General features: G+C 39.4%; 19 protein-coding genes. 13 read left to right on the top strand and 6 right to left on the bottom strand.

Translation table 11 applies throughout. The features are described from left to right. Positions 1–268: 268 nt before the first annotated feature. The 5 genes from DTK66_RS08065 (at position 269) to DTK66_RS08045 (ending at position 2,591) form a co-directional block, all read left to right on the top strand. Positions 269–457 (top strand): CsbD family protein, encoded by a 189-nt coding sequence (locus tag DTK66_RS08065; protein ID WP_153929689.1) that lies wholly within the window; start codon positions 269–271, stop codon positions 455–457. Between the two features lie 2 nt (positions 458–459). Then, complete coding sequence (locus DTK66_RS08060) at positions 460–711, top strand: GlsB/YeaQ/YmgE family stress response membrane protein (RefSeq protein WP_153929688.1); 252 nt, start codon at positions 460–462, stop codon at positions 709–711. Between the two features lie 104 nt (positions 712–815). Further along, positions 816–1,340 (top strand): SA1002 family membrane protein, encoded by a 525-nt coding sequence (locus DTK66_RS08055; protein ID WP_153929687.1) that lies wholly within the window; start codon positions 816–818, stop codon positions 1,338–1,340. Positions 1,341–1,432: 92 nt separating this feature from the next. Beyond that, positions 1,433–1,876, top strand: coding sequence for a CidA/LrgA family protein (locus DTK66_RS08050; RefSeq protein WP_153929686.1), 444 nt, complete (start codon positions 1,433–1,435; stop codon positions 1,874–1,876). Continuing rightward, a complete protein-coding gene (locus DTK66_RS08045; protein ID WP_191668335.1) occupies positions 1,860–2,591 on the top strand; it encodes an LrgB family protein in 732 nt (243 codons plus the stop codon). Before DTK66_RS08050 ends, DTK66_RS08045 begins: the two co-directional genes overlap by 17 nt. 66 nt (positions 2,592–2,657) lie before the next feature. Here the strand turns inward: DTK66_RS08045 and hflX are convergent, their stop codons facing one another. The 3 genes from hflX to DTK66_RS08030 form a co-directional block, all read right to left on the bottom strand. Next, on the bottom strand, positions 2,658–3,935 hold the full coding sequence (hflX, locus tag DTK66_RS08040; protein WP_153929684.1) for a GTPase HflX: 1,278 nt from the start codon (positions 3,933–3,935) through the stop codon (positions 2,658–2,660). 33 nt (positions 3,936–3,968) lie between these two features. Beyond that, positions 3,969–4,622 (bottom strand): histidine phosphatase family protein, encoded by a 654-nt coding sequence (locus tag DTK66_RS08035; protein ID WP_153929683.1) that lies wholly within the window; start codon positions 4,620–4,622, stop codon positions 3,969–3,971. 74 nt (positions 4,623–4,696) lie between these two features. Further along, positions 4,697–5,347, bottom strand: coding sequence for a DedA family protein (locus DTK66_RS08030; RefSeq protein WP_153929682.1), 651 nt, complete (start codon positions 5,345–5,347; stop codon positions 4,697–4,699). A 221-nt stretch (positions 5,348–5,568) separates the two neighbouring features. Here DTK66_RS08030 and helD point away from each other — a divergent pair, with 221 nt between their 5' ends. The 3 genes from helD (at position 5,569) to DTK66_RS08015 (ending at position 10,775) form a co-directional block, all read left to right on the top strand. After that, a complete protein-coding gene (helD, locus tag DTK66_RS08025; protein WP_191668334.1) occupies positions 5,569–7,875 on the top strand; it encodes an RNA polymerase recycling motor HelD in 2,307 nt (768 codons plus the stop codon). A 91-nt stretch (positions 7,876–7,966) separates the two neighbouring features. Next, on the top strand, positions 7,967–9,310 hold the full coding sequence (locus DTK66_RS08020) for an FAD-dependent oxidoreductase (protein WP_191668333.1): 1,344 nt from the start codon (positions 7,967–7,969) through the stop codon (positions 9,308–9,310). Between the two features lie 112 nt (positions 9,311–9,422). Next, on the top strand, positions 9,423–10,775 hold the full coding sequence (locus DTK66_RS08015) for an FAD-dependent oxidoreductase (RefSeq protein ID WP_191668332.1): 1,353 nt from the start codon (positions 9,423–9,425) through the stop codon (positions 10,773–10,775). A 54-nt stretch (positions 10,776–10,829) separates the two neighbouring features. On the opposite strand, the gene DTK66_RS08010 is transcribed toward DTK66_RS08015, so the two are convergent. Then, complete coding sequence (locus tag DTK66_RS08010) at positions 10,830–11,696, bottom strand: DMT family transporter (RefSeq protein WP_191668339.1); 867 nt, start codon at positions 11,694–11,696, stop codon at positions 10,830–10,832. Positions 11,697–11,908: 212 nt separating this feature from the next. Between DTK66_RS08010 and DTK66_RS08005 the strand changes: the two genes are divergently transcribed. Beyond that, positions 11,909–14,005, top strand: a complete 2,097-nt coding sequence (locus tag DTK66_RS08005; protein WP_191668331.1) for an LTA synthase family protein — start codon at positions 11,909–11,911, stop codon at positions 14,003–14,005. Between the two features lie 227 nt (positions 14,006–14,232). Beyond that, positions 14,233–15,156 (top strand): type I pantothenate kinase, encoded by a 924-nt coding sequence (coaA, locus tag DTK66_RS08000; protein ID WP_191668330.1) that lies wholly within the window; start codon positions 14,233–14,235, stop codon positions 15,154–15,156. Here coaA and DTK66_RS07995 read toward each other — a convergent pair whose 3' ends face one another. Next, the gene (locus DTK66_RS07995) at positions 15,157–16,347 is read right to left on the bottom strand and encodes an ATP-binding protein (protein ID WP_191668329.1); all 1,191 of its coding nucleotides are present in this window, start codon (positions 16,345–16,347) and stop codon (positions 15,157–15,159) included. It lies immediately after the preceding gene. A gap of 514 nt (positions 16,348–16,861) precedes the next feature. Between DTK66_RS07995 and guaA the strand changes: the two genes are divergently transcribed. From guaA to DTK66_RS07980, 3 genes are all read left to right on the top strand, one after another. Next, the gene (guaA, locus tag DTK66_RS07990; protein WP_191668328.1) at positions 16,862–18,415 is read left to right on the top strand and encodes a glutamine-hydrolyzing GMP synthase; all 1,554 of its coding nucleotides are present in this window, start codon (positions 16,862–16,864) and stop codon (positions 18,413–18,415) included. Positions 18,416–18,922: 507 nt separating this feature from the next. Continuing rightward, entirely contained in the window at positions 18,923–19,603 is a 681-nt protein-coding gene (locus DTK66_RS07985) for a TMEM175 family protein (RefSeq protein WP_191668327.1), read from the top strand. Between the two features lie 312 nt (positions 19,604–19,915). Beyond that, positions 19,916–20,788 (top strand): TrmH family RNA methyltransferase, encoded by an 873-nt coding sequence (locus tag DTK66_RS07980; RefSeq protein ID WP_191668326.1) that lies wholly within the window; start codon positions 19,916–19,918, stop codon positions 20,786–20,788. A 63-nt stretch (positions 20,789–20,851) separates the two neighbouring features. Here DTK66_RS07980 and DTK66_RS07975 read toward each other — a convergent pair whose 3' ends face one another. Next, positions 20,852–22,117: an MFS transporter gene (locus DTK66_RS07975; protein WP_191668325.1), complete on the bottom strand. Its 1,266-nt coding sequence runs from the start codon at positions 22,115–22,117 to the stop codon at positions 20,852–20,854. Between the last annotated feature and the right edge of the window lie 2 nt (positions 22,118–22,119).

The following is a 22,119-nucleotide window of genomic DNA, read 5'->3' as shown; positions in this document are numbered from 1 at the left end:
TTGTGTACTGCGCTGTAGCACTTTTAACTACTTATGTCACAGTCCTTTTTAATTGCTTAAAAGTGGGTCATTCTTCAATTTTATTTATTTAAGATATAAACAATATTATTAAGTAAACCATAATTAAATAGATAAGATATCGCTTTCTTAGAAGGTAGCTGTTAGACTTAGAATCATCAATTACCACTAGTCAAACAAGAAAGGAGTTTTATTTAACGGAATGTTGTCAGCCACTAATAGCCAAAAACAGACGAAAGGACTGATGATAATGGCTAGCGATAAACATGGAATGAAAGATAAAGTTGCGGGAAAATTAAAGGAAGTCGAGGGTAAATTGACTGACGATAAATCTCGTGAAGGTGAAGGAAAACTGCAAAAACTTAAGGGTAAAATTAAGGATAAAGCAGCTGACCTTAAAGACGACCTAAAAGATAAAGGAAACAAAAGGGAGGGATAATTATGTATTGGATTTGGGTTATAATTATTGGTGGGCTAATTGGATTAGCTGCCGGTGCCTTGACGCGACGTGGTGGCTCCATGGGTATAATTAGCAATATTATTGCTGGATTAGTAGGTTCAGTAATCGGTGAAGCAATTCTTGGTGCATGGGGTCCGCAAGTAGCAGGAATGGCGATTGTACCGTCAGTGATAGGGGCCGTTATCCTTGTCATGATTGTATCTCTCGTCTTCGGGATCCGAACTGATCATTAGAGGTTAGCATGAATAGCTACACATAAGAGACTTGGATTTTCCAAGTCTCTTTTTTCGATTTTTATACTGATTAGCTTAAACTATATATAGTAATCTTTAAGGAGATGGGAAAAATTATTTACTGGATTTTATTAGCCTTTCTCATATTAGGTTCAACTACATTTAGTGTCCAGCGAACACATAGCCTAATATATGTTCATTCACTAGTGTTGATTACGATTATGGTTGGTATGAGTATGGTTAGCTTTATTATTTTATTATATTGTGTAATGACCTTAATCTTTGACTTGAAAATTTTTCATGTTGATTCAATTTTTAGCTTAATTTTGCTTATTGCGGTTCTTATTGGAATTTTAATGTCAAACTTCTTACGGTGGTTTCAAAAGCATTTCCATTATCGGCCTACGAGTTTAACCATTATGGAATACTACATTCAATGGTCGTTAATTTATACAACGATTTATCAAGTAATTTTTAATGACCTTTCAAAATCATCTAAGTATATGATAAGGATAGTAGCAGAAAGCAGAATAATTAACCCTGATTACTTAATTATGGCCTTATTTCCTGCTTTAATTTCAACGTGGATCGCGATTGTTATTTACAAGGTACGGCAAAAGCAAATTTAGTGAAAACAGCCACAAGTAAAGCGCTTTCGCAAACGCGTTAACTCCCGTATAATTATTATTGAAAATAAATGAAATACGGAGGACTACTAACTATGACGCCAAAAGGTAAAAAAGAAAAAAAGGCGCCGATTCTTGTTCAAATGGGAATCTTTGCCGGAGTATTATGGGTTGCTAGTATTATTTCTGGTATCCTACCAAGTAGTTTTATCGTTCCGACGCCAGTAATTGGCTTAGTCTTGCTATATTTGTTGCTTACCTTTCGGATTATCAAAGTTGAGTGGGTAGAAGAATTTGGAATGTTTATGATTAGTTTAATCGGTTTCCTTTTTGTGCCATCAGGAATTCAAATAGCTAATGACCTTGGGGTATTGCGCGAGGAGGGACTGCAAATCGTGTTTGTAATTATTGTTGCAACAATTGCCTTATTGGTTGTAACTGCGTATGTCACGCGCTTTGTCATTGCGATCCACCGCCATATTAATAAGAAACGAGGGCAAGTGACCCAAGGAGGTGTAGAAGATGGCAGCATTGAATAATAACCTTGCGCTACCATTTACAGGAATCTTTATATCGTTAGCTGTTTTCCTTCTTGGACAGTGGTTATTTAAAATTACTAAAGGTTTTTTCTTATTTCAGCCATTATTTTTCGGGATGATTGTTGGTATTATTTTGTTATTTATTTGGGGAAAAGTTGGCGGAATGCCGACCTCGTATGTGTACCGCCATTATTATAAGCCGGGGGGAGATATTATTTTTTGGTTTCTTAACCCGGCAACAATTGCCTTTGCAATTCCATTGTTTAAGCGCAACGAGGTCTTCAAAAAATATTGGTTTGATATTTTGATTTCATTAGTAATTAGTAGTGTTATTGCCTTATTTATAATTCTTGGTGCATCGAAGCTTGTTGGCTTATCTCATCAATCAGCTGCTGCAATGCTCCCACAAGCTGCTACAACGGCAATTGCGATGCCAGTAGCGGATGCGATTGGTGGAAATGCGGCAATTACGGCCATGGCTTGTATTCTAAAGGCGGTAATCTTATACGCTTTAGCAGATGCATTCATCAGATTGTTCAGACTGCAAGGCTCCAAAATCGGTCTCGGTTTAGGCTTGGGTACTGGTGGAACAGTCGGCTCAGCGAAGGCATTACAGTTCGGTGAACTCGAAGGAGCAATGGCGTCAGTTTGTGTTGTGATTATCGGTATTGTAGTTGATCTAGTCGTTATTCCTTTTGCACAAATCTTTATGTAACTTCAACAATAATAATGATAAAAATCGGGATCAAGCAGAACTAGGGTTGCTTGATCCCGATTATTTTTATGATTTTTCATATTTATTATAACGTTGGTAATCCTGAGCCGACATCTCAACAGTTAAAAGTGTCCCATTACTTTCGTATTCGGTTTTAAGGATGTTAGTATGCTCGTTTAGGTACGAAACAACATGACCATCAGTAAAGGGAATTAGGAGGGTTGCAGTTACATAGTCTTTGAAAAGGTGCTTTTTTATCACATCAACTAATAAGTCAAGTGATGCATCTTGCTTAGCAGAGATTACAACTTGATCGTCCCCCTCTAAGATTGGAAATTCAATCTCAGTTTTATCGGCCTTGTTAAAGACATTAATCATTGGAATGTCCTCAATTCCGATCTGTTTAAGGGTTTTAGCGGTAGTTGCCATCATTTGTTTATAGTGCGGATCAGAATAGTCGATTACTTGGATCAGTAAATCAGCGTTAGCAGCTTCCGCCAGCGTTGACTTAAACGATTCAACAAGATGGGTCGGCAATTTGCTAACAAAACCAACCGTATCGCTTAATAAGAATCGTTTTTGATCAGGAAGCGTTAATTGCCGAACGCTTGTATCAAGCGTAGCAAATAACATATTTTTTTCAAAAACAGTTTTTTCCTCAGCTGCTCCGTACTTACGGACTAGCCCGTTCATAATTGTTGACTTACCAGAGTTAGTGTAACCAACTAGTGCAGCGGTAGGAATAGCACTTTTTGCCCGTAGTTTTCGTTTTGTTTGTTCAGATTTATCAATGGCCGCAAGTTCTTGTCGAAGGTGGGAGATGTGGTGTTGGATTGTTCGACGATCCATTTCGAGTTTAGTTTCACCAGCACCACGGTTAGTGAAGCCGCTTCCTCCCCCCGTCTGCTGATCTAATCGTTCACTTGCGCTCGTTTGCAGCCGTGGGAGCCGGTATTGTAATTCAGCAATTTGTACTTGGAGTTTGGCTTCTTTCGTTTGCGCACGATTGGCGAAAATTTCAAGAATGAGGGCAGTTCGGTCCAGAATACGGCAGTCAGTGCCTTCCTCCAGATTCCGCAATTGACTAGGCGAAAGTTCATCGTTTGTGATAATTGTCGATACATGATTAGCATCAGCAACGTCACGAATTTCTTCGACTTTTCCTTTGCCAAAGTATGTTGCCGGATTTGGTCGGTCAATGACTTGGTCAATACGGGTAACAACTTCCATGTGGTTGGCTTGAGCTAATTCGGCTAACTCAACCATCGAATAATCAAAATCTTTTTGCCCTGTGTCTAGACCAGTGATAATTACTGGTTCATCATTTTGTATGGTAGTGTCCATTGAAGAATAAAGATCCCCCTTTATGAATGGATATTATTGTGGTAATTCAAGCTTATTATAAAAATCAACAGTGGTATTATCTTGAGAAAGTGTTAACTTAGTAATGCTGCCGTTGCGTGGTGAGTCGCCTGGATCATAGGCGTCGGAATAACGCTGGACGATTGAGCGAATAGTAGCACCATGTGAAACAACAAGTACTGTGGATCCATCCGGCAGTGCCCGAAGCCGGTCAAATCCTTTATCAACCCGCTTCCAAAAAGCAACGTGGTCCTCTGCCGTGCCATAATTATCAGCAGCAGCAATCTTATCTTTTAATTTATCAGGGCCCCAACCGGCAACCATCTCAGCAAAACTGTGGTATCCTTCTGGACCGCCTAAAAAGTCAGCGAATTGTTGACCATTTTCTCCCTCAAAATAGCCGAAAAATTCTTCACGAAATGCTGGTTCGGTAACTGGTTTTGGATTATTACCAGGATGTTCAGCGAGCAAGAAACGGGTAGTTGAAACTGTACGTGCAAGGTCGCTGCAAAATACGTAGTCAAATTGAAGTGGTGCTAACGCCCGTCCTACTCGTCTGGCGTCTTCTTGTCCCTTTGGCGTCAGCGGACCGTCAGACCATCCTTGCATCCGATTGTAGAGGTTGAGGTAGGTTTGTCCGTGTCGCACAAAATAAACGCTAATTGCCATAGTTACTGTACTCCTTTAATCGAAATAAAAAATACTTATTATATTTTAACATGAATTCACTCAAGAAAAAGGGATTAAAGCATTCGGTTATGTTTAATAATTCTCTGGCGCAGCATTTTAATGGTTGCAAGAAGAATCACTACTATCAGCGAGCATCCGACAAACGCTAAGATAATAAGAGAAAAATGTTGACGAACAAAAGGAATTGTTCCGAAGTAAAAACCAACACTCGCGCCGATCGCTACCCATAGAGTGACACCAATAATATTACCGATTGTGAAACGATAAAACGGAAAGCGCATTGTTCCTGCGATCAAAGGAACAAAAGTCCTGATAAAGGGAACAAAACGACCAAGGGCAACTGCCTTTATTCCATGGCGGTTAAGAAATCTTTGGGCCTTGTCAAACCGCGGACCAACCATTTGTTTTTGCAGCCACTGCCAATGGGACAGTGAATGTCCGATAAAGTAATTAACGGTGTCACCGATTAACGCGGCAAAGAAAAATACAGGGATAACAATCTCAATTTTTAATACAGGGTGGTAAGCAATAAATGAACAGGTCAAAAAAATTAGTGATTCGCCAGGAAGCCAGGGGAAGATAACTAAGCCTGTTTCCATAAAAATTAAAATAAAAAGAAGAACATAGCTCCACGGTCCCATCCATTCAAACATCGGAATAACAGTTTCCGCGATGTGGGTAAGAATATAAATAAGGTGTGCCATGGGCTCTGCTCCTCTCTAACATATAATTCTATTTATTGTAGCTTTATTTTTGTCATTTAGGCCCGTTTGGCAATAAAATTAAGTGACATTTAATAATTTAGAGCAGATCAAAGGGGAATTTTAACAGGATAATCACTGAAAATGATATAATAATTGGATGATTTTAATAGGATAGGACAATTCCAAAATGGTTTCATAAAAAGAAAGGCAGGGAATATAGGATGGCCGCAAACACGGAAAAGGAATTAGAGCAAAAATATCTTGATAACGTTATTGATAAAGTAAGAGAAGCTGAACAAAAAGCTGAAGAAAAAATTAAATCAGCGCGGCATGATATTAAAGGAATAAATAAACAGATTGATGATATTCATTTAAACACCACTACTTATTCTGGCATGATGGATACTGCCATGTCATTTCGTGCTCAACAACAAATGCTGGATGAACGGCAAAATAGTTGGCAGCATGCGGCAGATCGATTAGCAACTTTGCAGCGCCTTGAAAAGAAACCTTACTTTGCGCGGATTGATTTTCGTGAAAAGGGATCCGCGGAAAATGAAAGTGTTTATATTGGATTAGCATCATTTACTGATAAGCCTGATCATTTTCTTGTGTATGATTGGCGGGCCCCTATTTCATCAGTTTACTATGAGGGTAAGCTAGGAAAAGTTAAATACCAAACCCCAGTAGGCGAACAGGAGGTTGACCTGACCCTAAAGCGTCAATTTCAGATTAAAGACGGGGTAATAGTTACAATCTTTGATACAGATGAACAAGTTGGCGACCAAATGCTTTTAGAAGCACTAGGCAATCATTCAAGTACAAAAATGAAGAGTATTGTAACGACGATTCAACGAAAGCAAAATGAGATTATTCGTGATACGAATGATGAATTATTATTCGTCCAAGGTGCTGCAGGTTCAGGAAAAACAGCAGCCGTTTTGCAGCGTGTTGCGTGGTTGCTCTATCGTTATCGGGGCAATTTAACTTCCTCGCAAGTTGTGCTATTTTCGCCTAATCAATTATTTAATGATTATATTGACCAGGTTTTACCAGAACTTGGTGAACATAACATGGTGCAAATGACTTACTTCCAATTTGCTAATCGCCGTGTTCCTAGGTTACATGTTCAAAATCTTGAACAACGATTTGAAAATTACCAAGATGCAACAGCTAAAAATGCCCAACGTTTATTAACCAGCTTACAATACTTTAAGGCAACGGAGCGTTATGCAAAACACCTAGGACGTGCTAATATGCGCTTTCGTAATTTGATGTTTAATGGCAAAGTCTTTTTAAGCAAGGATAAGATTAAAGAAATTTATTATTCATTTAACAATAATTATAACCTGGGAAATAGGTTAGATGGCACAAAAGAAGAACTAATCAAGTACCTTAACCACCGTGTTAGCAGTGAAATGCGGAATAAATGGGTTGAAGATGAAATCCAGAGCTTGAGTAAGGAAGAAATTGATAATCTTTTTGGCAATCAGCCGCGTGAATTTGAAGACGAAGATAAGGAGTACAAATTTTTAGCACGACAAATTGTTATGCGGGCATTTACCCCAATCAAAAAAGCGATTGACCATAATCAATGGCTTAACATTAATGGTCAATTTCTGCACTTTCTTCGGGTAACGCCCAAGCTTGTTAAAATTGACGATTATGACATTAATGAAGAGCAGTGGCGGAATTATGTTGATGGCATAAAAGAAAATTTGAAAAAAGGAAAAATTAGTGCTAACGGAATTACTATTTACCTTTACTTGTATGATTTAATTACAGGGAAACGTGGCCAACGGGATATCCGGTATGTTTTTGTTGATGAAGTCCAAGATTATGATGCATACCAATTAGCTTATCTTAAGTATCGTTTCCCGCGTGCTAAATTTACCTTGCTCGGTGACCTTAATCAAGCCATTTTTACTCATGAAAATAGTAAATCACTTTTACAACAGTTAGGGACAATGTTTGATCCAGAAAAGACTAAAGTAGTTCAACTTACTAAGTCCTATCGTTCGACAAAACAAATTACCGACTTTACAAAACATATCTTAATTGATGGGGAAGCAATTGAGGCTTTTGAACGTCAGGGGGCAAAACCGCAAGTTTGGGAGACTAAAACAGCAGACGACGCGGTGACAGCAGTAGTTGATACACTGGCTAAATATAAGAAAGAGCATGATGCCGTAGCAATTATTGGTAAAACCTTAGCAGACAGTGAAGAGCTTTACCAAAAGTTAATGGCCCGTAATATTAAGACCACGTTGATTCGGACAGAAAATCAACGGTTAGTCAAAGGCCCGCTTATTGTTCCTTCTTATCTCGCAAAGGGATTAGAATTCGATGCGGTAATTGTCTGGAATGCTAATGAACAGCAATATCACGGAAACGATGAGCGTCAGCTGCTCTATACTATTTGTTCACGAGCTATGCATGCGCTTAGCTTGGTATCTATTGACAAGGTAACGAGTTTAATTGATCAAGTACCGGTTGACGAATACGAAAAGGTTATGAATAATAAATAAAGATAATACGAATATTGCACTTTACAATATTAGATTTATAATTTAAATACGGATAAAAAGTAACGAAATAATTTCGACGAGGAGTAGTACTATGAGGGTAATTATAATCGGTTGCACCTATGCGGGGATGACAGCCGCGGCACAAATTTTAAAGAGTCATCCAGACACGGAGGTCACCATTTATGACCGTAATGCAGTGGTTCCCTCAATTTCATATGAGATTAATGATTACGATGACCAAGATGCAGAATTCCCACGATTGCGGACAGAGTTAAGTCCACAACAACTAACAGTGATGGGTGCGGACGTTAAAATGGGATACCTGTTAATGCATGTCGATCCAGCACAAAAGACCGTTAAGGTAATGGGGATGCTTGATGATGATACGACCGCTGAGCATTATGATAAGTTGATTATTGCTAATGACCCTACCGGAACTGCCCCTAGCCTTAAAGGAGTCGATAGTACCAACGTTACCCTTATTAAAGACCAGCAGGATGCCAAGGCAGCTGTTCTTTTATCAACAATTGACCAACAGATTGTCGTTATTGGTAATGATGCTTTGAGCCTTGGCTTGGTTGATGCATTTCGTCAACAGAAAAAAACAGTTACTCTAATAACAAATGGCGCACCGGTATTACAATACTACTTTGAAGATGAATATTCTAAACGTGCTAAAGACCTCTTAACGGCTGATAATATCAATGTTATTACCGATGAACATGTAGCAGGGATTGATGATAACGGAATTGGAATCACGGTGACAACAGACAAGGGAACTTATAATGCTAGCCGAGCAGTAATTTCATCCGGACAAGAACCCGATACATCTATTTACCATGGAGTATTAGAAATGGATGATCACGGGGCAATCAAGGTAAATGAATTTCTGCAAGCCTCCGTACCTGATATATATGTTGTCGGTGGTTCCACCACTCTTCGATATAATCCGACAGGGCAACGTATCTATGATCCTCAACCAACAGAAGCAGTTCGCCAAGCGGTAATTGCTGCAGAAAATGTGATGGGAAAACAAGTAAAAGATTCTGGAACCCAACTAAGCATGAGTTTAAACCTTAGTGGAACCACAATGGCATCAGTTGGTCTTACATTAGCACGGGCACAACAAGCAGGAATTGATGCTGATTCAGTTACGATTGAAGATAATTATCGACCAGAGTTTATGCCAACGACTACACCGGTCCTAATGACAGTTGTTTGGGATAAAGATACCCGACAGATACTAGGCGCCCAAATGATGAGCAAACATGATATTTCTGAATCATTGAGTTTAATCTCATTGTGTATTCAAAATAAAAATACGATTGAGTTTTTAGGAATGTATGATACGATGTTCCAACCAAACTTTGACCGTGCTTTTAATTATGTTAATTTGCTTGGTCAAGCCGCGATGGCAAAAGCGGGTAACGACTAATAAATAATCTGTTAAAATGGTAAATGAGTATAAGGTTATTTGATTAACTTATTGATTATGGGAGTAAAAAGTCTTACTTTAGAATAGTAGGAAAGTAAAATGAGGTGTAGATATGAAAGTAGTTATTGTTGGCTGTACGCACGCGGGCACGATAGCAGCAACCCAGATTTTAAATGCGCATCCAGATGCTGAAGTTGTTATTTACGAACGAAATGATACGGTTTCATTCCTTTCATGTGGAATTGCCGTTTATTTGAGTGGTGAAGTTGGGGACCCGGACGCAATGTTTTATTCTAGTCCTAAGCAACTGGAAGACATGGGGGCCACAGTTAAAGTAAAGCACAATGTATTGAGTGTTGATCCAGCTACCAAGACCCTTGAAATTGAGGACCAAGAATCTGGTAAATTAACTGCTGACTACTATGATAAGTTAATTATTACTACTGGTTCATGGCCAGTGATTCCGCCTGTATCAGGGCTTGAAAATAAGAACCTATACTTATGTAAGACCTATTACCATGCCAAGAAGCTCTTCCACCTTGCAAAAGAAGCGAAGAAGATTATCGTTGTTGGTGGGGGGTACATTGGTGTCGAATTAGTAGAAGCATACCTTCGTCAGGGACGAGAAGTTACGCTGATTGATAGTTCTGATCAAATGTTGTTGAAATACTTTGATAAGCAATACTCTGATCGGATTGGCCGGGTTTTCAAAGACCATAATGCTCACCTTGAATTACGTCAACGGGTCACCGGTTTCAAGGATAATGGGACTGGCGGCGTAAGTGTTACGACAAATAACGGTAAGATTTATGATGCTGACATGGCGGTTCTTTGTGTCGGTTTCCGGCCAAATAGTGATCTTGTTCGTGGCAAGATTGAATTACACCCAGATGGCACAATCAAGACTAATGAATACATGCAGACTTCTGATCCAGATATTTATGCTGGTGGGGATGTTACATCTGTTCACTTTAATCCGACTAACACTGACCGTTATGTTCCGTTAGCAACTAATGCTGTTCGTCAAGGAACAATTGCGGGTGTTAACGTTTTTGGCAACCAGATGAAATATATGGGGACACAGTCAACGACTGGCTTGCACCTATTCGGTAACACAATGGTATGTACTGGGCTGACATTACGCCGGGCAAAAGAGTTCGGTATCGATGCCGATTCAGTTACAATTGAAGATAATTATCGTCCAGAGTTTATGCCAACCACTACGCCTGTCTTCATGACACTAGTATGGGAAAAAGGAACGCGGCGGATTCTTGGTGCACAGTTTATGAGTAAGCATGATGTTTCGCAATCAGCTAACCTAGTATCTGTATGTATTCAAAACCGCAACTCAATTGATTTTCTTGCCTATGTCGATACATTATTCCAGCCAAACTTTGACCGGCCATTTAACTATGTTAACTTACTAGCACAAGCGGCCGTTGCTAAAGAAGATAAGAAAAAATAAATAGCACTAAAAAAGATAGGTATCAGCCAATTAATAAATGGTGACACCTATCTTTTATTGTTGCTTTAAAAATGGAACATCTTGGAAATTAATTTGCATAATGGCATTGGCAAGCAGGAGAATCATGCCGCCCCATACTAGTTGCGGAGTCAATGGATCGTATCCCATAATAACGGACATCGTACTTGCGAAGAATGATTCGAGCATTAGTAAAAGGCCAGCAGAAGTCGCATCTGTATAACGCTGGGCGGTAATTTGCATTCCCTGTGCCAGGAATGTAACAACAATTGCTAAAATAGCAAGCGGGATTAAAGCTTGAATCCAATGAATTTGGGTCAAATTAGCCCGCTCAAACAAAGCTGTTGTAATCCAGCCATAAGTGCCTTGGCATAAACCAATCATGAAAATAACAACCCAGGGGCTTGATACTTTTGGTGCGTATTTACCAAAGAAAATCAGTTGTAAAGCCCAGAATATAGCAGAAATAACGGTCAAAAAATCACCAAAATTAAGCTGAAGACCAGTGTTAACAACATTAGTAATGACAGCCATTCCGATTAGGGCGAGAGTTACCGCAAAGTAGGTTTTTCTTTGGGGACGTTCATGCCAAAATAACCAAAGCAATAGTGGCGCAATTGCAACATAAAGGGTTGTTAAAAAAGCATTTTTAGCAGGGGTTGTGTAGCGAAGGGCGTCAGTTTGTAAAAAATAGCCGAGAAAATTAATGGTTCCCATAATTAAGCCAAGTTTGAAGTCGGTCAATGTCATGCGGTTAATTTGCTTATGGAAAATAAGATATCCAGCAATAACACACATTGTTCCGCGACAGGCATTGATAACACCAGAATGCATCCCAGCTTGAATCGTTAACTTAGCAAAGACATAGCTGCTGCCCCATAAAATGGCAACGATGAGGAGCATTACGTTAGCTTTTTTCTTCGAAATAAAGATCAGTCCTTTCACACATATTAATAGTACCCAATCTTAACACGTGAAAGCGATTTCTGAAAATGGTTAATAAGATGAAAGCATGATATCTTTTTAAACTTTTTGGAAAAATAATATTGTAATGTTGCGGTCGTCTCATTAGTGTATTATTGTTAATAATGATATTTTTTTATGGAGGAACGACTATGAAAACAGCGTTGCAGAAGCTCCGCCGTGTCTTGAATACCAAGCTCGGTTTTTTTCTGCTTGTTGTACTCTTATTTTGTTTAAAGAGCTATTGGGCTTATCAAAATGAATTTAACTTAGGTGTTAAGGGGAGCATGCAGCATTTTCTTTTAGCATTTAATACGATTCCAAGTGCCCTTGTATTTTTAGGAATTGCATTGTATTTCCGTGGTCGATTATCTTATTGGATGATGCTGATAATTAATGCGGCCTTATCGACCTGGCTTTTTGCAAATATTTTGTACTATCGAGAATTTTCAGATTTCATTACTTTTAATGTAATTAAGGGATCTGGAGCAGCTTCAAATAACCTTGGTAAGAGTTTAATGGGGATTATCCGTCCCGAGGACTTTTTAGTTTATTTAGATGTTGTCATCTTGGCAATTATCTTACTATGTCATTTTGTTCGTGTTGATATGCGCCGGTTCAAAGTACGTTACGCGATGACAATTACCGCTCTGGGCTTTGTCCTTTTTGGGGTAAACCTAGGAATGGCGGAAAGTGATCGTTCACAATTACTTACGCGGACGTTTGATAATAATTACATTGTTAAATATCTTGGATTAGAAGCATACACGATTTATGACGGAGTAAAGACGACCAATAACAGCGTTGTAAAGGCGCAAGCCAATCGTAACGAATTAAAACCAGTCCTGCACTTTATCCATAGTAATTATGCAGCGCCAAATGTTGAATATTATGGTAAGGCCAAAGGAAAGAATATTTTCATTATCCACTTGGAGAGTCTGCAACAGTTTATGATCGATTATAAGCAGGATGGCCAAGAAGTAATGCCAAACTTAAACAAGCTATATCATGCTAATGATACGCTAGCGTTTGATAACTTCTTCCACCAAGTCGGTCAAGGAAAGACTGCCGATGCTGAAACGATGCTAGAAAATTCACTCTTTGGGTTGCCGGAAGGATCAGCTATGGTTACCGATGGGACCACCAATACTTTCCAGTCAGCACCAGCCCTTCTTCACCAAAAATTAGGTTATACGACAGCTTCGTTCCATGGAGATGTTCCTAGTTTCTGGAACCGGGATAATGCTTACAAGTCTTTTGGTTACCAGTACTTCTTTAGTAAGGAATACTACCCAAAGACTAAAGATTATGACGCTGGTTACGGGATGAAAGATAAGATCTTTATGAAGGAGTCTGCGCACTACATTGAGCAGCTTCCTCAACCGTTCTATGCTAAGATTATTACCGTAACAAACCACTATCCATATATTCTTGATAAGAAGAATAAGGATATTGAACCATGGAATACGGGCGACGATACGGTTGATCCTTACGTACAAACAGCACGTTACCTTGATGAATCGCTTGGTGAATTCTTGGATTACCTTGATAAGAGCGGTTTGCGGCAAAACAGTGTCTTGGTTCTTTACGGTGACCACTATGGTATTTCTAATAACCACCAGCCAGCAATTGCTCAGATTTTGGGTAAGAAAAAGGTCACAAACTACGACTTAGCAATGTTCCAGAAAGTGCCATTTATGATCAATATGCCAGGTCTTAAAGGGGGCATTGATCATACTTATGGTGGGGAAATTGATGTCTTACCAACCCTTGAAGATTTATTAGGGATTAGCTCTAAGAATTATATTCAGTTTGGTCAAGACTTACTCTCACCAGAGAATAAGCAGATTGTTCCATTTAGAAATGGTGACTGGGTAACGCCAAAGTATACAAAATACAATGGTGATTATTACTACACCAAGAACGGTAAGCAAATTACCCATCAAACGGCTGCGCAACGAAAAGAAATTGGTAAGATTCAAAAGTATGTTACAACTGACTTAGGATTATCTGATAAAGTCGTTAATGGGGACCTGCTACGGTTCTATAACTTACCTGGCTTTAAGAAAGTCGATAAAAAAGAATATACTTACAACTTGAAGAAGAGTTTGAAGAACTTGCAAAAGCAGCAGAAGAAACAAAAGACGAGTGTAAAGACGGAAAATAATAATCAAAGTACCATCGACGATTACACTACTGACGCGCCTGAGTTGAAGAACTATCCTAAATTAAACTTCCCCAAGCCGTAAAGTGTAAAATGAAGAGGTAACTAGTGATTGATAACCTCGCCGTTATTATAGGAGTGGGAAGACGGACTAACAATTTGTTCGTTCTCACTCCTTTTTTAGGTATAAATTTTTGATAAAATATTGGAGTATTGATAAGCAAGATAAAACTTTAATTGCGCTTATAATATGGTACGATAGATGTTAGTAACCGTTTCCATAACGGGATAGGATAAAGGATTTTATGTGTAATGGATGAATGGATGAATTACGAACAGTTTGATCGGCAAACTTGGCATCGCTTTTTTCCCACTGATACTGTTCGCTTGACGCAAGGTAACTTAGATGAAATTAAATCATTAAACGACCGCATTTCAATTGAAGATGTGCAGGATGTATATTTGCCCTTAGTAAAGCTAATCCAGCTCCGCTATCAAAACTTCTTAGAGTGGCAAATGCAGAAAGCTAATTTTTTGCAACGGTCTACGATGCGGGTGCCGTATATCATTGGGATTGCTGGTTCGGTTGCGGTTGGTAAAAGTACGATCGCGCGTTTAATTAGTATTCTTTTAAATAAAATGCTGCCTGATAAACGGGTGGAGCTAATGACAACTGATGGTTTTTTGTACCCTAATGCCGAACTTAAACGCCGAAACATCATGGATCGCAAGGGCTTTCCTGAGTCGTACGATATGGAAAAGCTCTTAAAATTCTTAAATGATGTTAAAGCTGGCGAGCCCATTATTAAGGCTCCAACCTACTCGCACCAAGTTTACGATGTCCAGCCAGATAAACCGTTAGTTATTGACCGCCCTGATATTTTAATTGTTGAGGGGATTAATACCCTTCAGTTGCCAAGTAATCAACAATTATATATCAGTGATTACTTTGACTGGTCATTATATGTCGATGCTGATCCTAATTTGATTGAACATTGGTACTTACAACGGTTTGGGATGTTGCTAGAGACGGCCTTTACTGACCCGTCTAATTACTACTACCCATATTCGCAAGGAGACCGCAAAGAGGCATTTAAAATGGCGAAGGATGTTTGGCAACGGGTTGACTTACCTAACCTTCGCGAGTTTATCCTTCCTACTAAAACGCGAGCAGATGTAATTTTGCATAAAACGACGGGACATGTTGTTGACCGGTTATATTTACGGCGGGGATGATTATTCGGTTAACCAGCTATAGAGGTCGATGATTTTAATTTTAGGATTTAAGTGGGCATAATTAAGGGCAGGTTTAACTGTAACTAAAATCTTATTATACTTAGCTGGTAATTGATTGAGGCCACAGGTTGCTCGATGATACGCCGCGTCGTCAGCAAGAGAATAGGCGACTTGAATACAGGTAAAAATATCATTTCTAACTGCCACGAACGTAATCTCATTATCCTTGACACGACCGCTATAGACCTGATACCCGCGGCTAAGCAGGTCAATAAAGATAATATTTTCAAGAATCCGTTGAGAAAGGACATTTTTCTTTAGGGTAAGGGCCTGGCGGATGCTTGGATCAACAGGATAGTAACGAATGTTAGTGCTTTTAACGTGATGGCGGGAAAAGTCGTATTCTTTGCACGGATAAAAGATAAAAGATGTTTGTAGAAATTGTAGGTAGAAATCAACGGTTTTATTGGAAGTGGGGATATGGTGCCGTTTTAGTCCATCAACAATCTGAGAAATATTTTGGGTAGTTCCAGCATGGTGGGCGAGGTGGTGAGCTAGTTGTTTAGTGAGCCCTGGATTACAAAGCGAGGCTTGCTGGGTGAAATCGGTAATTATGATTGTATTGATAATCCCATTAACATAATTAATAAGGTTGACGGGGCCGTGGATTTCATGGGTATAGGGGAAACCACCGGAATTTAAATATTGATAGAGGGTTTGGGAATCAGCATTTTGCTGGTTCCTTTTTAAGTATTCGCGGTAGCTGCACGGAAAGACGGGGATGATGACGGTAGGAGCCATTTGCTGGAGATTGGCTTCATCAAGAATTGTTTTATTTGAACTTGTAATATAAATATCAGTATTTGTTAGCGAATTTAACGCGTTAACAACACGGGCGAATTCGGGGACCACCTCGACTTCATCGAGAAAAAGATAATTCATTTGGTGTTTGCATAAACGCTCTATAACGAATTGCAACAAATATTCTGGGTCACAGAGTTCGTTATCTTGAAGATATTCAAAGTTAATTATTTGAATTTGACTCGGGGCAATTTCTTGACGACGGAGATCTGCGCGAAACTGATCAAGGATGGTAGTCTTGCCACAGCGCCGAACCCCCACGAGGATTTTAACTGTTGGTTGATCCATGTTATTTATTAATTGGTTAAGATATTTTGTTCGGATAAACATGTTACACCTCGAGTAAAATTTTAATACCAACTAAAGTTTACCAAAACATGAAAGCGCGTTCAAATGACTGGATTTGGAATAGATTACAAATCTAACATTCGAATATTGTGATAAAAGTACAAGTAAAAGTAAAAAAATAAGCTTTTTAAGCTTATCAAATTAGGGGTTCAAACGGTTGCACTGAAATATATTGACCTTTTGTGTTGACAAAGTATCCAATACCGCTTAAGAAAGATACAGATTAAGAAATGCGAGGAGGTCAGCGTAATGAATAAAGCAGATAAGGATACGCAAATGCTTGAAATGCAAGCCGTTGATGAAGAACTACGTCTACTAAATATCGATTTGGAGAATTAGAACAATCAACACTCTCAATAAAATTCCATCTAACAAAAACGGCTAGGCGATTATACCTAGCCTTTTTGCGTGAGATCGGAAATAATCATTGACCAGGTATGGTTCAGCCTGTAAACTAGCCTTTAAGAATAAAAATTTCAACAAAGGAAGTGGCATTGTGGCAAACATCAATTTAGATGCGTTTGATAAGATCATTGTGCTGGATTTTGGGAGTCAGTACAATCAGTTGATTACCCGCCGTCTTCGTGACTTTGGGATTTACTCGGAGTTGCTTTCTCATAAGCTAACTGCTGATGAGATTAAGGAGATCAATCCTAAGGGAATTATTTTCTCAGGTGGACCAAATAGTGTGTATGATCCTGATGCATTTAAGGTCGACCCGGAAATCTTCAAGCTCGGTATTCCAATTTTAGGTATTTGTTATGGGATGCAATTAATGTCATATGACCTTGGTGGTAAGGTTGAAAAGGCTGATAACTCCGAATATGGTCGTGCTGACATTGAGGTTATTGATGATAACGCGGTATTATTTAAAGGTTTGCCAAAGAAGCAATACGTGTGGATGAGCCACGGTGACTTAGTAACACAAGCCCCTGCTGGTTTTGAAGTTACTGCTACTAGTAAGAACTGTCCAATTGCATCGATTGCTGATAATGACCGTAAGTTCTATGGTGTTCAATTCCACCCTGAAGTTCGTAATTCTGAATATGGGTTAGATATTTTACGCCGCTTTGCTTTTGATGTTTGTGGCGCTAAAGCAAACTGGACAATGGATGACTTTATTGATATGCAAATTGATGAAATCCGTCAAGAAGTCGGCGACAAGAAGGTAATCTTGGGTCTTTCTGGCGGTGTTGACTCCAGTGTTACCGCTGTTTTGATTCATAAAGCAATTGGTGATCAACTTACTTGTATCTTTGTTGACCACGGATTGTTACGTAAGAACGAAGCTGACCAAGTGATGGATGCTTTGAGCCGCGACCTTGGCGTTAATATCATTAAAGTTGATGCAGCAGATCGGTTCTTAGGTAAGCTTGAAGGCGTTACTGATCCAGAACAAAAGCGAAAGATTATCGGTAAGGAATTTATCGAAGTCTTTAACGAAGAAGCAAAGAAGATTAAGGATGCGGACTTCTTAGCACAAGGAACTCTTTACACGGATGTTATTGAGTCCGGTACTGACACCGCCCAGACGATTAAGTCTCACCATAATGTTGGTGGTTTGCCAAAGAAGCTTGGTTTTAAGTTAATTGAACCATTACGGAAGCTCTTTAAAGATGAGACGCGTGAATTAGGTGAAAAACTTGGTATTCCGCATGAATTAGTATGGCGGCAACCATTCCCCGGTCCAGGTCTTGGAATTCGAGTTATTGGCGAAATTACCCCTGAAAAGCTTGAGATTGTTCGTGAAAGTGATGCAATCCTGCGTGAAGAAATCAAGAAAGCTGGTCTTGATGAAGAAATCTGGCAATACTTTACTGTCTTGCCAGGTATTCGTTCAGTTGGTGTCATGGGTGATGGACGGACATATGACTATGCAGTTGCTATTCGGGCTGTTACCTCAATTGATGGGATGACAGCCGATTTCGCTAAGATTCCATGGGATGTTCTACAAAAGATTTCAGTTCGAATTGTTAATGAAGTCGATCACGTTAACCGTATTCTTTACGATGTCACGAGTAAGCCGCCTTCGACGATTGAATATGAATAGAATTGTAATGTGACTTAGAGTTGGAAGCGCAAGATAAAGGCATTTTGGCGTGTTGAAACTCGGCCAACTCACTTAAGACTACATGTTTGTTTGCCAAAATGTTTGTCATGGTCAGATTAAAAGAAGCACTCAGTGTGAAAGCTGGGTGCTTTTGCTATAGAAATGGAGATTTGAGTATAAAAAAGGTATCCTTTCAGATGTCTCATCGGCTCGGAATAAGTTATCAACTGCTTCCAATTTGTACGCCAGCGCCTTGAGTATTGGTGTGCTTAATAAACATGTTGAAAATCAATCAAAAAGATGATGGATCTGATTCGCAAGATAATGTAATAGTATTACTACTTTTTCTGTCTGGGTTCAGCTGGCCCTTAGGTAATACTGGTTTTTAATAAAACTAATTATTAGACTCAAACCTAGACGTAAGAAGGGGCATTTATATATTTATTTTGACTTTAAGTTTGCTTATAATAAAAATGAATTTTATTGTGAGTAAGGTGACAAATAATAATGAATAAGCATCAATCATCACGGCTGCTTCGTCGGGAACGGTGGGAACAAAGTGATGATCAACAGAGCAAAAAAATACAGGAAAAATTTGCTGAGGAGCCTAATATTTTATATAGTCGGCTATCAGAGATTAATACTGGAGTATTAGCAATTGTGATGACAATTATTGTTCTTGAAATTCAACCGCCAGCAAACATGGCTCACTATGTTGACTTTATTCATGACATTGGTGTTTTTTTGATCACCTTTTTGATTGTCAGCAAGTTCTGGTATGACCTTCATAAAGTTTATACTTACTTTATTGAACGACCGAGCAAAGCAATTGCGGTGCTAGATCTTTTATTGTTAGCTTTTATTTCCTTGATGCCAGTAATGGCAAAGTGGGTAATGTTAGAACCCAGCACAATGTCAATTGCCAATTATGGGCTTGTCTTCTTAGTGGCCAACTTATTCATGTCCGGACTTCAAATTTTGGGATTTAAAAAGTCATTTGGGATGGATAAAAAACGACTAGAAGCAATGTCAGCTTTTCGGATGACCAGCACGATTGTGGTAAATATCTTCTTAATTGGGATTGCTTTTATCAATCCCTACTTCTCAATGATCCTCTATTTAGGATTTCCCATTGCGACTTTCTTAGTGACATCGGGACCAGGTTCGCACCGACAGGAGGTTAAATAAAACCTACTATTGATAAAGCTCATTCTGAATAGCGCAATTCATAAATATGCTAAATTCAATGGGAATCAAGTGGTACCATTTACTAAAGTTGTATAGGTCCTTGTTTGCCATAAAAGTAAACAAACGCGCAAAACATTAGTATAACTAACATACTAGTCCAATTTCTATTATTGATATTGAATAGCCTGAAAGTGCTGATATGACGGTGTTTGTATAGGCAAAATAAATAATAGGTAATTTACAGATGAACGAGACTAGCGAAAAATCTTCTTCACTAGCCTCGTTCATTATTTATTAAAAAGGTAGATTTACATGCATAATTTAATTTTTCTTACGGACTTAACGGGAACCGATTTGGATCCTTATGTCCGATACAATGAAGCGCAACTTTTTCATGCTCTTGAGCCTAATCCGGGTTTGTTTATTGCGGAAAGTCCGAAGGTGATTGAACGCGCCTTGCGGGCAGGATACAAGCCAGCCTCGCTTTTAATGGAGGAAAAGGAACTGGATCGTGACTTGGCGGACCTCGATCATGAAATGGCGACTAATCAAACAACAGGATTGAGCCAAACACCAATTTATGTTGTCAACAGTGAGTTGCTTCGGCAGTTGGCTGGTGGAGGTTACAACCTTTTGCGGGGAGCACTAGCGGCAATGCATCGGGTGGAACGGCCGCACTTAGCTGGTTTTTTAGCAACGATGCCAGAGAATCATCCACGGATTGCGGTTCTTGAAAGCGTGGTTAATCCTACAAACATTGGCGCAATTTTTCGTTCAGCGGCAGCATTGGGGATCGATGGGGTAATTGTAACGAGTGACTCAGCAGACCCGCTTTATCGGCGAGCTTCCCGAGTAGCAATGGGAACGGTTTTCCAAGTGCCGTGGACTTACGTTGATGCTAAAGTGTGGCAATCGGAGGGCATTGACCTCCTTCATCGTGCTGGGTACAAAACAGCAGCGATGGCACTCCGTCATAATACGGTTGGTATTGATGATCCGCAGTTGGATAAGGTTAATAAATTAGCAATTATCCTTGGTTCAGAGGGTCCAGGCTTAAAGGACAAGACGATTACCCAGAGTGATTTTACGATTAAGATCCCGATGGCTACGGGTGTTGATTCCTTAAATGTGGCGGCTGCCTCGGCGCTAGCTTTTTGGGAATTAGGTAATCAAAAAGTTAAATAACAATATAAAAACAACCTAAGACTAGACTACAATCTAATCTTAGGTTGTTTATGTTTAAAGTCTTTAGTTCAATGGTTGTCCATTAACATCCACATTATCCTTTTTCAAAATAAAGTTTGCGTAAATTCCGGCGATTAAGGTGATACCTGAAATAACTAAGAAGGTATGGCTGTAACCGATATGATCACGGAGATTACCAAGCGGCGTAGAGAAGATGATTTGACCAACCTGAGCGGCAATTTGGTATCCAACCATGTAGAGGGTTGCTGAAACTTTAGTATCAAAGTGGAGCGTGAAGTAACGGAAAAGTCCAAGGGCAAAGCAAGCAGTTTCTGGCGCGTGGAGTAGTTTAATGCAGGAAACGCCAAGGGGGCTGGTAACTAAACCACAACCACCAATCCGAATCACCATAATTGTAATCCCGACTAACAAGGTTTTACGCACCCCAATCTTCCTCATTAGCCATGGTACCCAAGCCATCATGATTGCTTCTAAGAAAACTTCAATCGAATTAAGAATCCCATACATTTGTTGGCCGAGCGCCTTAGTAGCAAAGAATTGCGTGAAAAATTGCGGAAACATCTGCTGGTCAAAGACGGTATAGAATGTCCATGAAAAAATGATATAGATAATAATCTGCCAGAGAGCTTTCATCTTGAAGACGCCAAAAATTTCTTTAAGGGATGCGGCAGAACTTTCTTTAGCATTTTCGAGTTTGTTTTCATAAAGATCAATCATCTTTGGATCTTTTTCGGGATGTACAAATACTAATAGCAGGAAGAGGAGGAAAGCGATCGCTGAAGAAAGCCAAAATACAAGGTTCGGACTAATAGTAAACAGGAAGCCGGCAAGCAATGCAGAAACAGCGTAACCAAACGATCCCCATGAACGGGCTTGACCATACTCGAAGCGATAGCGGCGACTGATTCGTTCGGTGACTGCTTCAAAAGTTGGTGAAGCGGCTAAAAAGGCAAATGATAGGTAGAGCGAACCAAGAAATGTACCAAGATAAAAATTGCTATGAAGTAGTGGAGCATAGAGCCAAGTGAAAAATGGACCAAGCAACATTTCTAATACGGCACAGAAGATAAGCAGGTTACGCTTGAGGCCGAGTTTATCTTGAATCGCTCCGTATACAAACATTAATACTAGTGTGATAGCGGAATTAAAAGAATAGATAGTTCCGACTTGTTCGCCAGAAAAATGAAGGGTATTAGTTAGCCAAATTTGGAAGAATGACCACCAAATTCCCCACGCAGTGAAAAAAAGGAGGATGTTTAATGAATCGAATCGATAGAAGGGATTCTTAAAAAGGCTTGTCTTTTTCATAT

It is taken from the genome of Limosilactobacillus walteri, assembly GCF_014830205.1.
GTDB classification, from domain to species: Bacteria; Bacillota; Bacilli; order Lactobacillales; family Lactobacillaceae; genus Limosilactobacillus; species Limosilactobacillus walteri.
Note: the sequence above shows the minus strand (reverse complement) of the source record. Positions and strands in the feature narration are given on the sequence as shown.

Coding starts and splice junctions, on each gene's coding strand:
- coaA (WP_191668330.1), top strand. CDS start 14,233: ATGGATGAATGGATGAATTACGAACAGTTTGATCGGCAAACTTGGCAT.
- DTK66_RS07985 (WP_191668327.1), top strand. CDS start 18,923: ATGAATAAGCATCAATCATCACGGCTGCTTCGTCGGGAACGGTGGGAA.
- DTK66_RS08060 (WP_153929688.1), top strand. CDS start 460: ATGTATTGGATTTGGGTTATAATTATTGGTGGGCTAATTGGATTAGCT.
- DTK66_RS07975 (WP_191668325.1), bottom strand. CDS start 22,117: ATGAAAAAGACAAGCCTTTTTAAGAATCCCTTCTATCGATTCGATTCA.
- DTK66_RS08020 (WP_191668333.1), top strand. CDS start 7,967: ATGAGGGTAATTATAATCGGTTGCACCTATGCGGGGATGACAGCCGCG.
- DTK66_RS08030 (WP_153929682.1), bottom strand. CDS start 5,347: ATGGCACACCTTATTTATATTCTTACCCACATCGCGGAAACTGTTATT.
- DTK66_RS08035 (WP_153929683.1), bottom strand. CDS start 4,622: ATGGCAATTAGCGTTTATTTTGTGCGACACGGACAAACCTACCTCAAC.
- hflX (WP_153929684.1), bottom strand. CDS start 3,935: ATGGACACTACCATACAAAATGATGAACCAGTAATTATCACTGGTCTA.
- DTK66_RS08010 (WP_191668339.1), bottom strand. CDS start 11,696: ATGCTCCTCATCGTTGCCATTTTATGGGGCAGCAGCTATGTCTTTGCT.
- DTK66_RS08045 (WP_191668335.1), top strand. CDS start 1,860: ATGGCAGCATTGAATAATAACCTTGCGCTACCATTTACAGGAATCTTT.
- DTK66_RS08065 (WP_153929689.1), top strand. CDS start 269: ATGGCTAGCGATAAACATGGAATGAAAGATAAAGTTGCGGGAAAATTA.
- DTK66_RS07995 (WP_191668329.1), bottom strand. CDS start 16,347: ATGTTTATCCGAACAAAATATCTTAACCAATTAATAAATAACATGGAT.
- DTK66_RS08050 (WP_153929686.1), top strand. CDS start 1,433: ATGACGCCAAAAGGTAAAAAAGAAAAAAAGGCGCCGATTCTTGTTCAA.
- helD (WP_191668334.1), top strand. CDS start 5,569: ATGGCCGCAAACACGGAAAAGGAATTAGAGCAAAAATATCTTGATAAC.
- DTK66_RS08015 (WP_191668332.1), top strand. CDS start 9,423: ATGAAAGTAGTTATTGTTGGCTGTACGCACGCGGGCACGATAGCAGCA.
- DTK66_RS08005 (WP_191668331.1), top strand. CDS start 11,909: ATGAAAACAGCGTTGCAGAAGCTCCGCCGTGTCTTGAATACCAAGCTC.
- DTK66_RS08055 (WP_153929687.1), top strand. CDS start 816: ATGGGAAAAATTATTTACTGGATTTTATTAGCCTTTCTCATATTAGGT.
- DTK66_RS07980 (WP_191668326.1), top strand. CDS start 19,916: ATGCATAATTTAATTTTTCTTACGGACTTAACGGGAACCGATTTGGAT.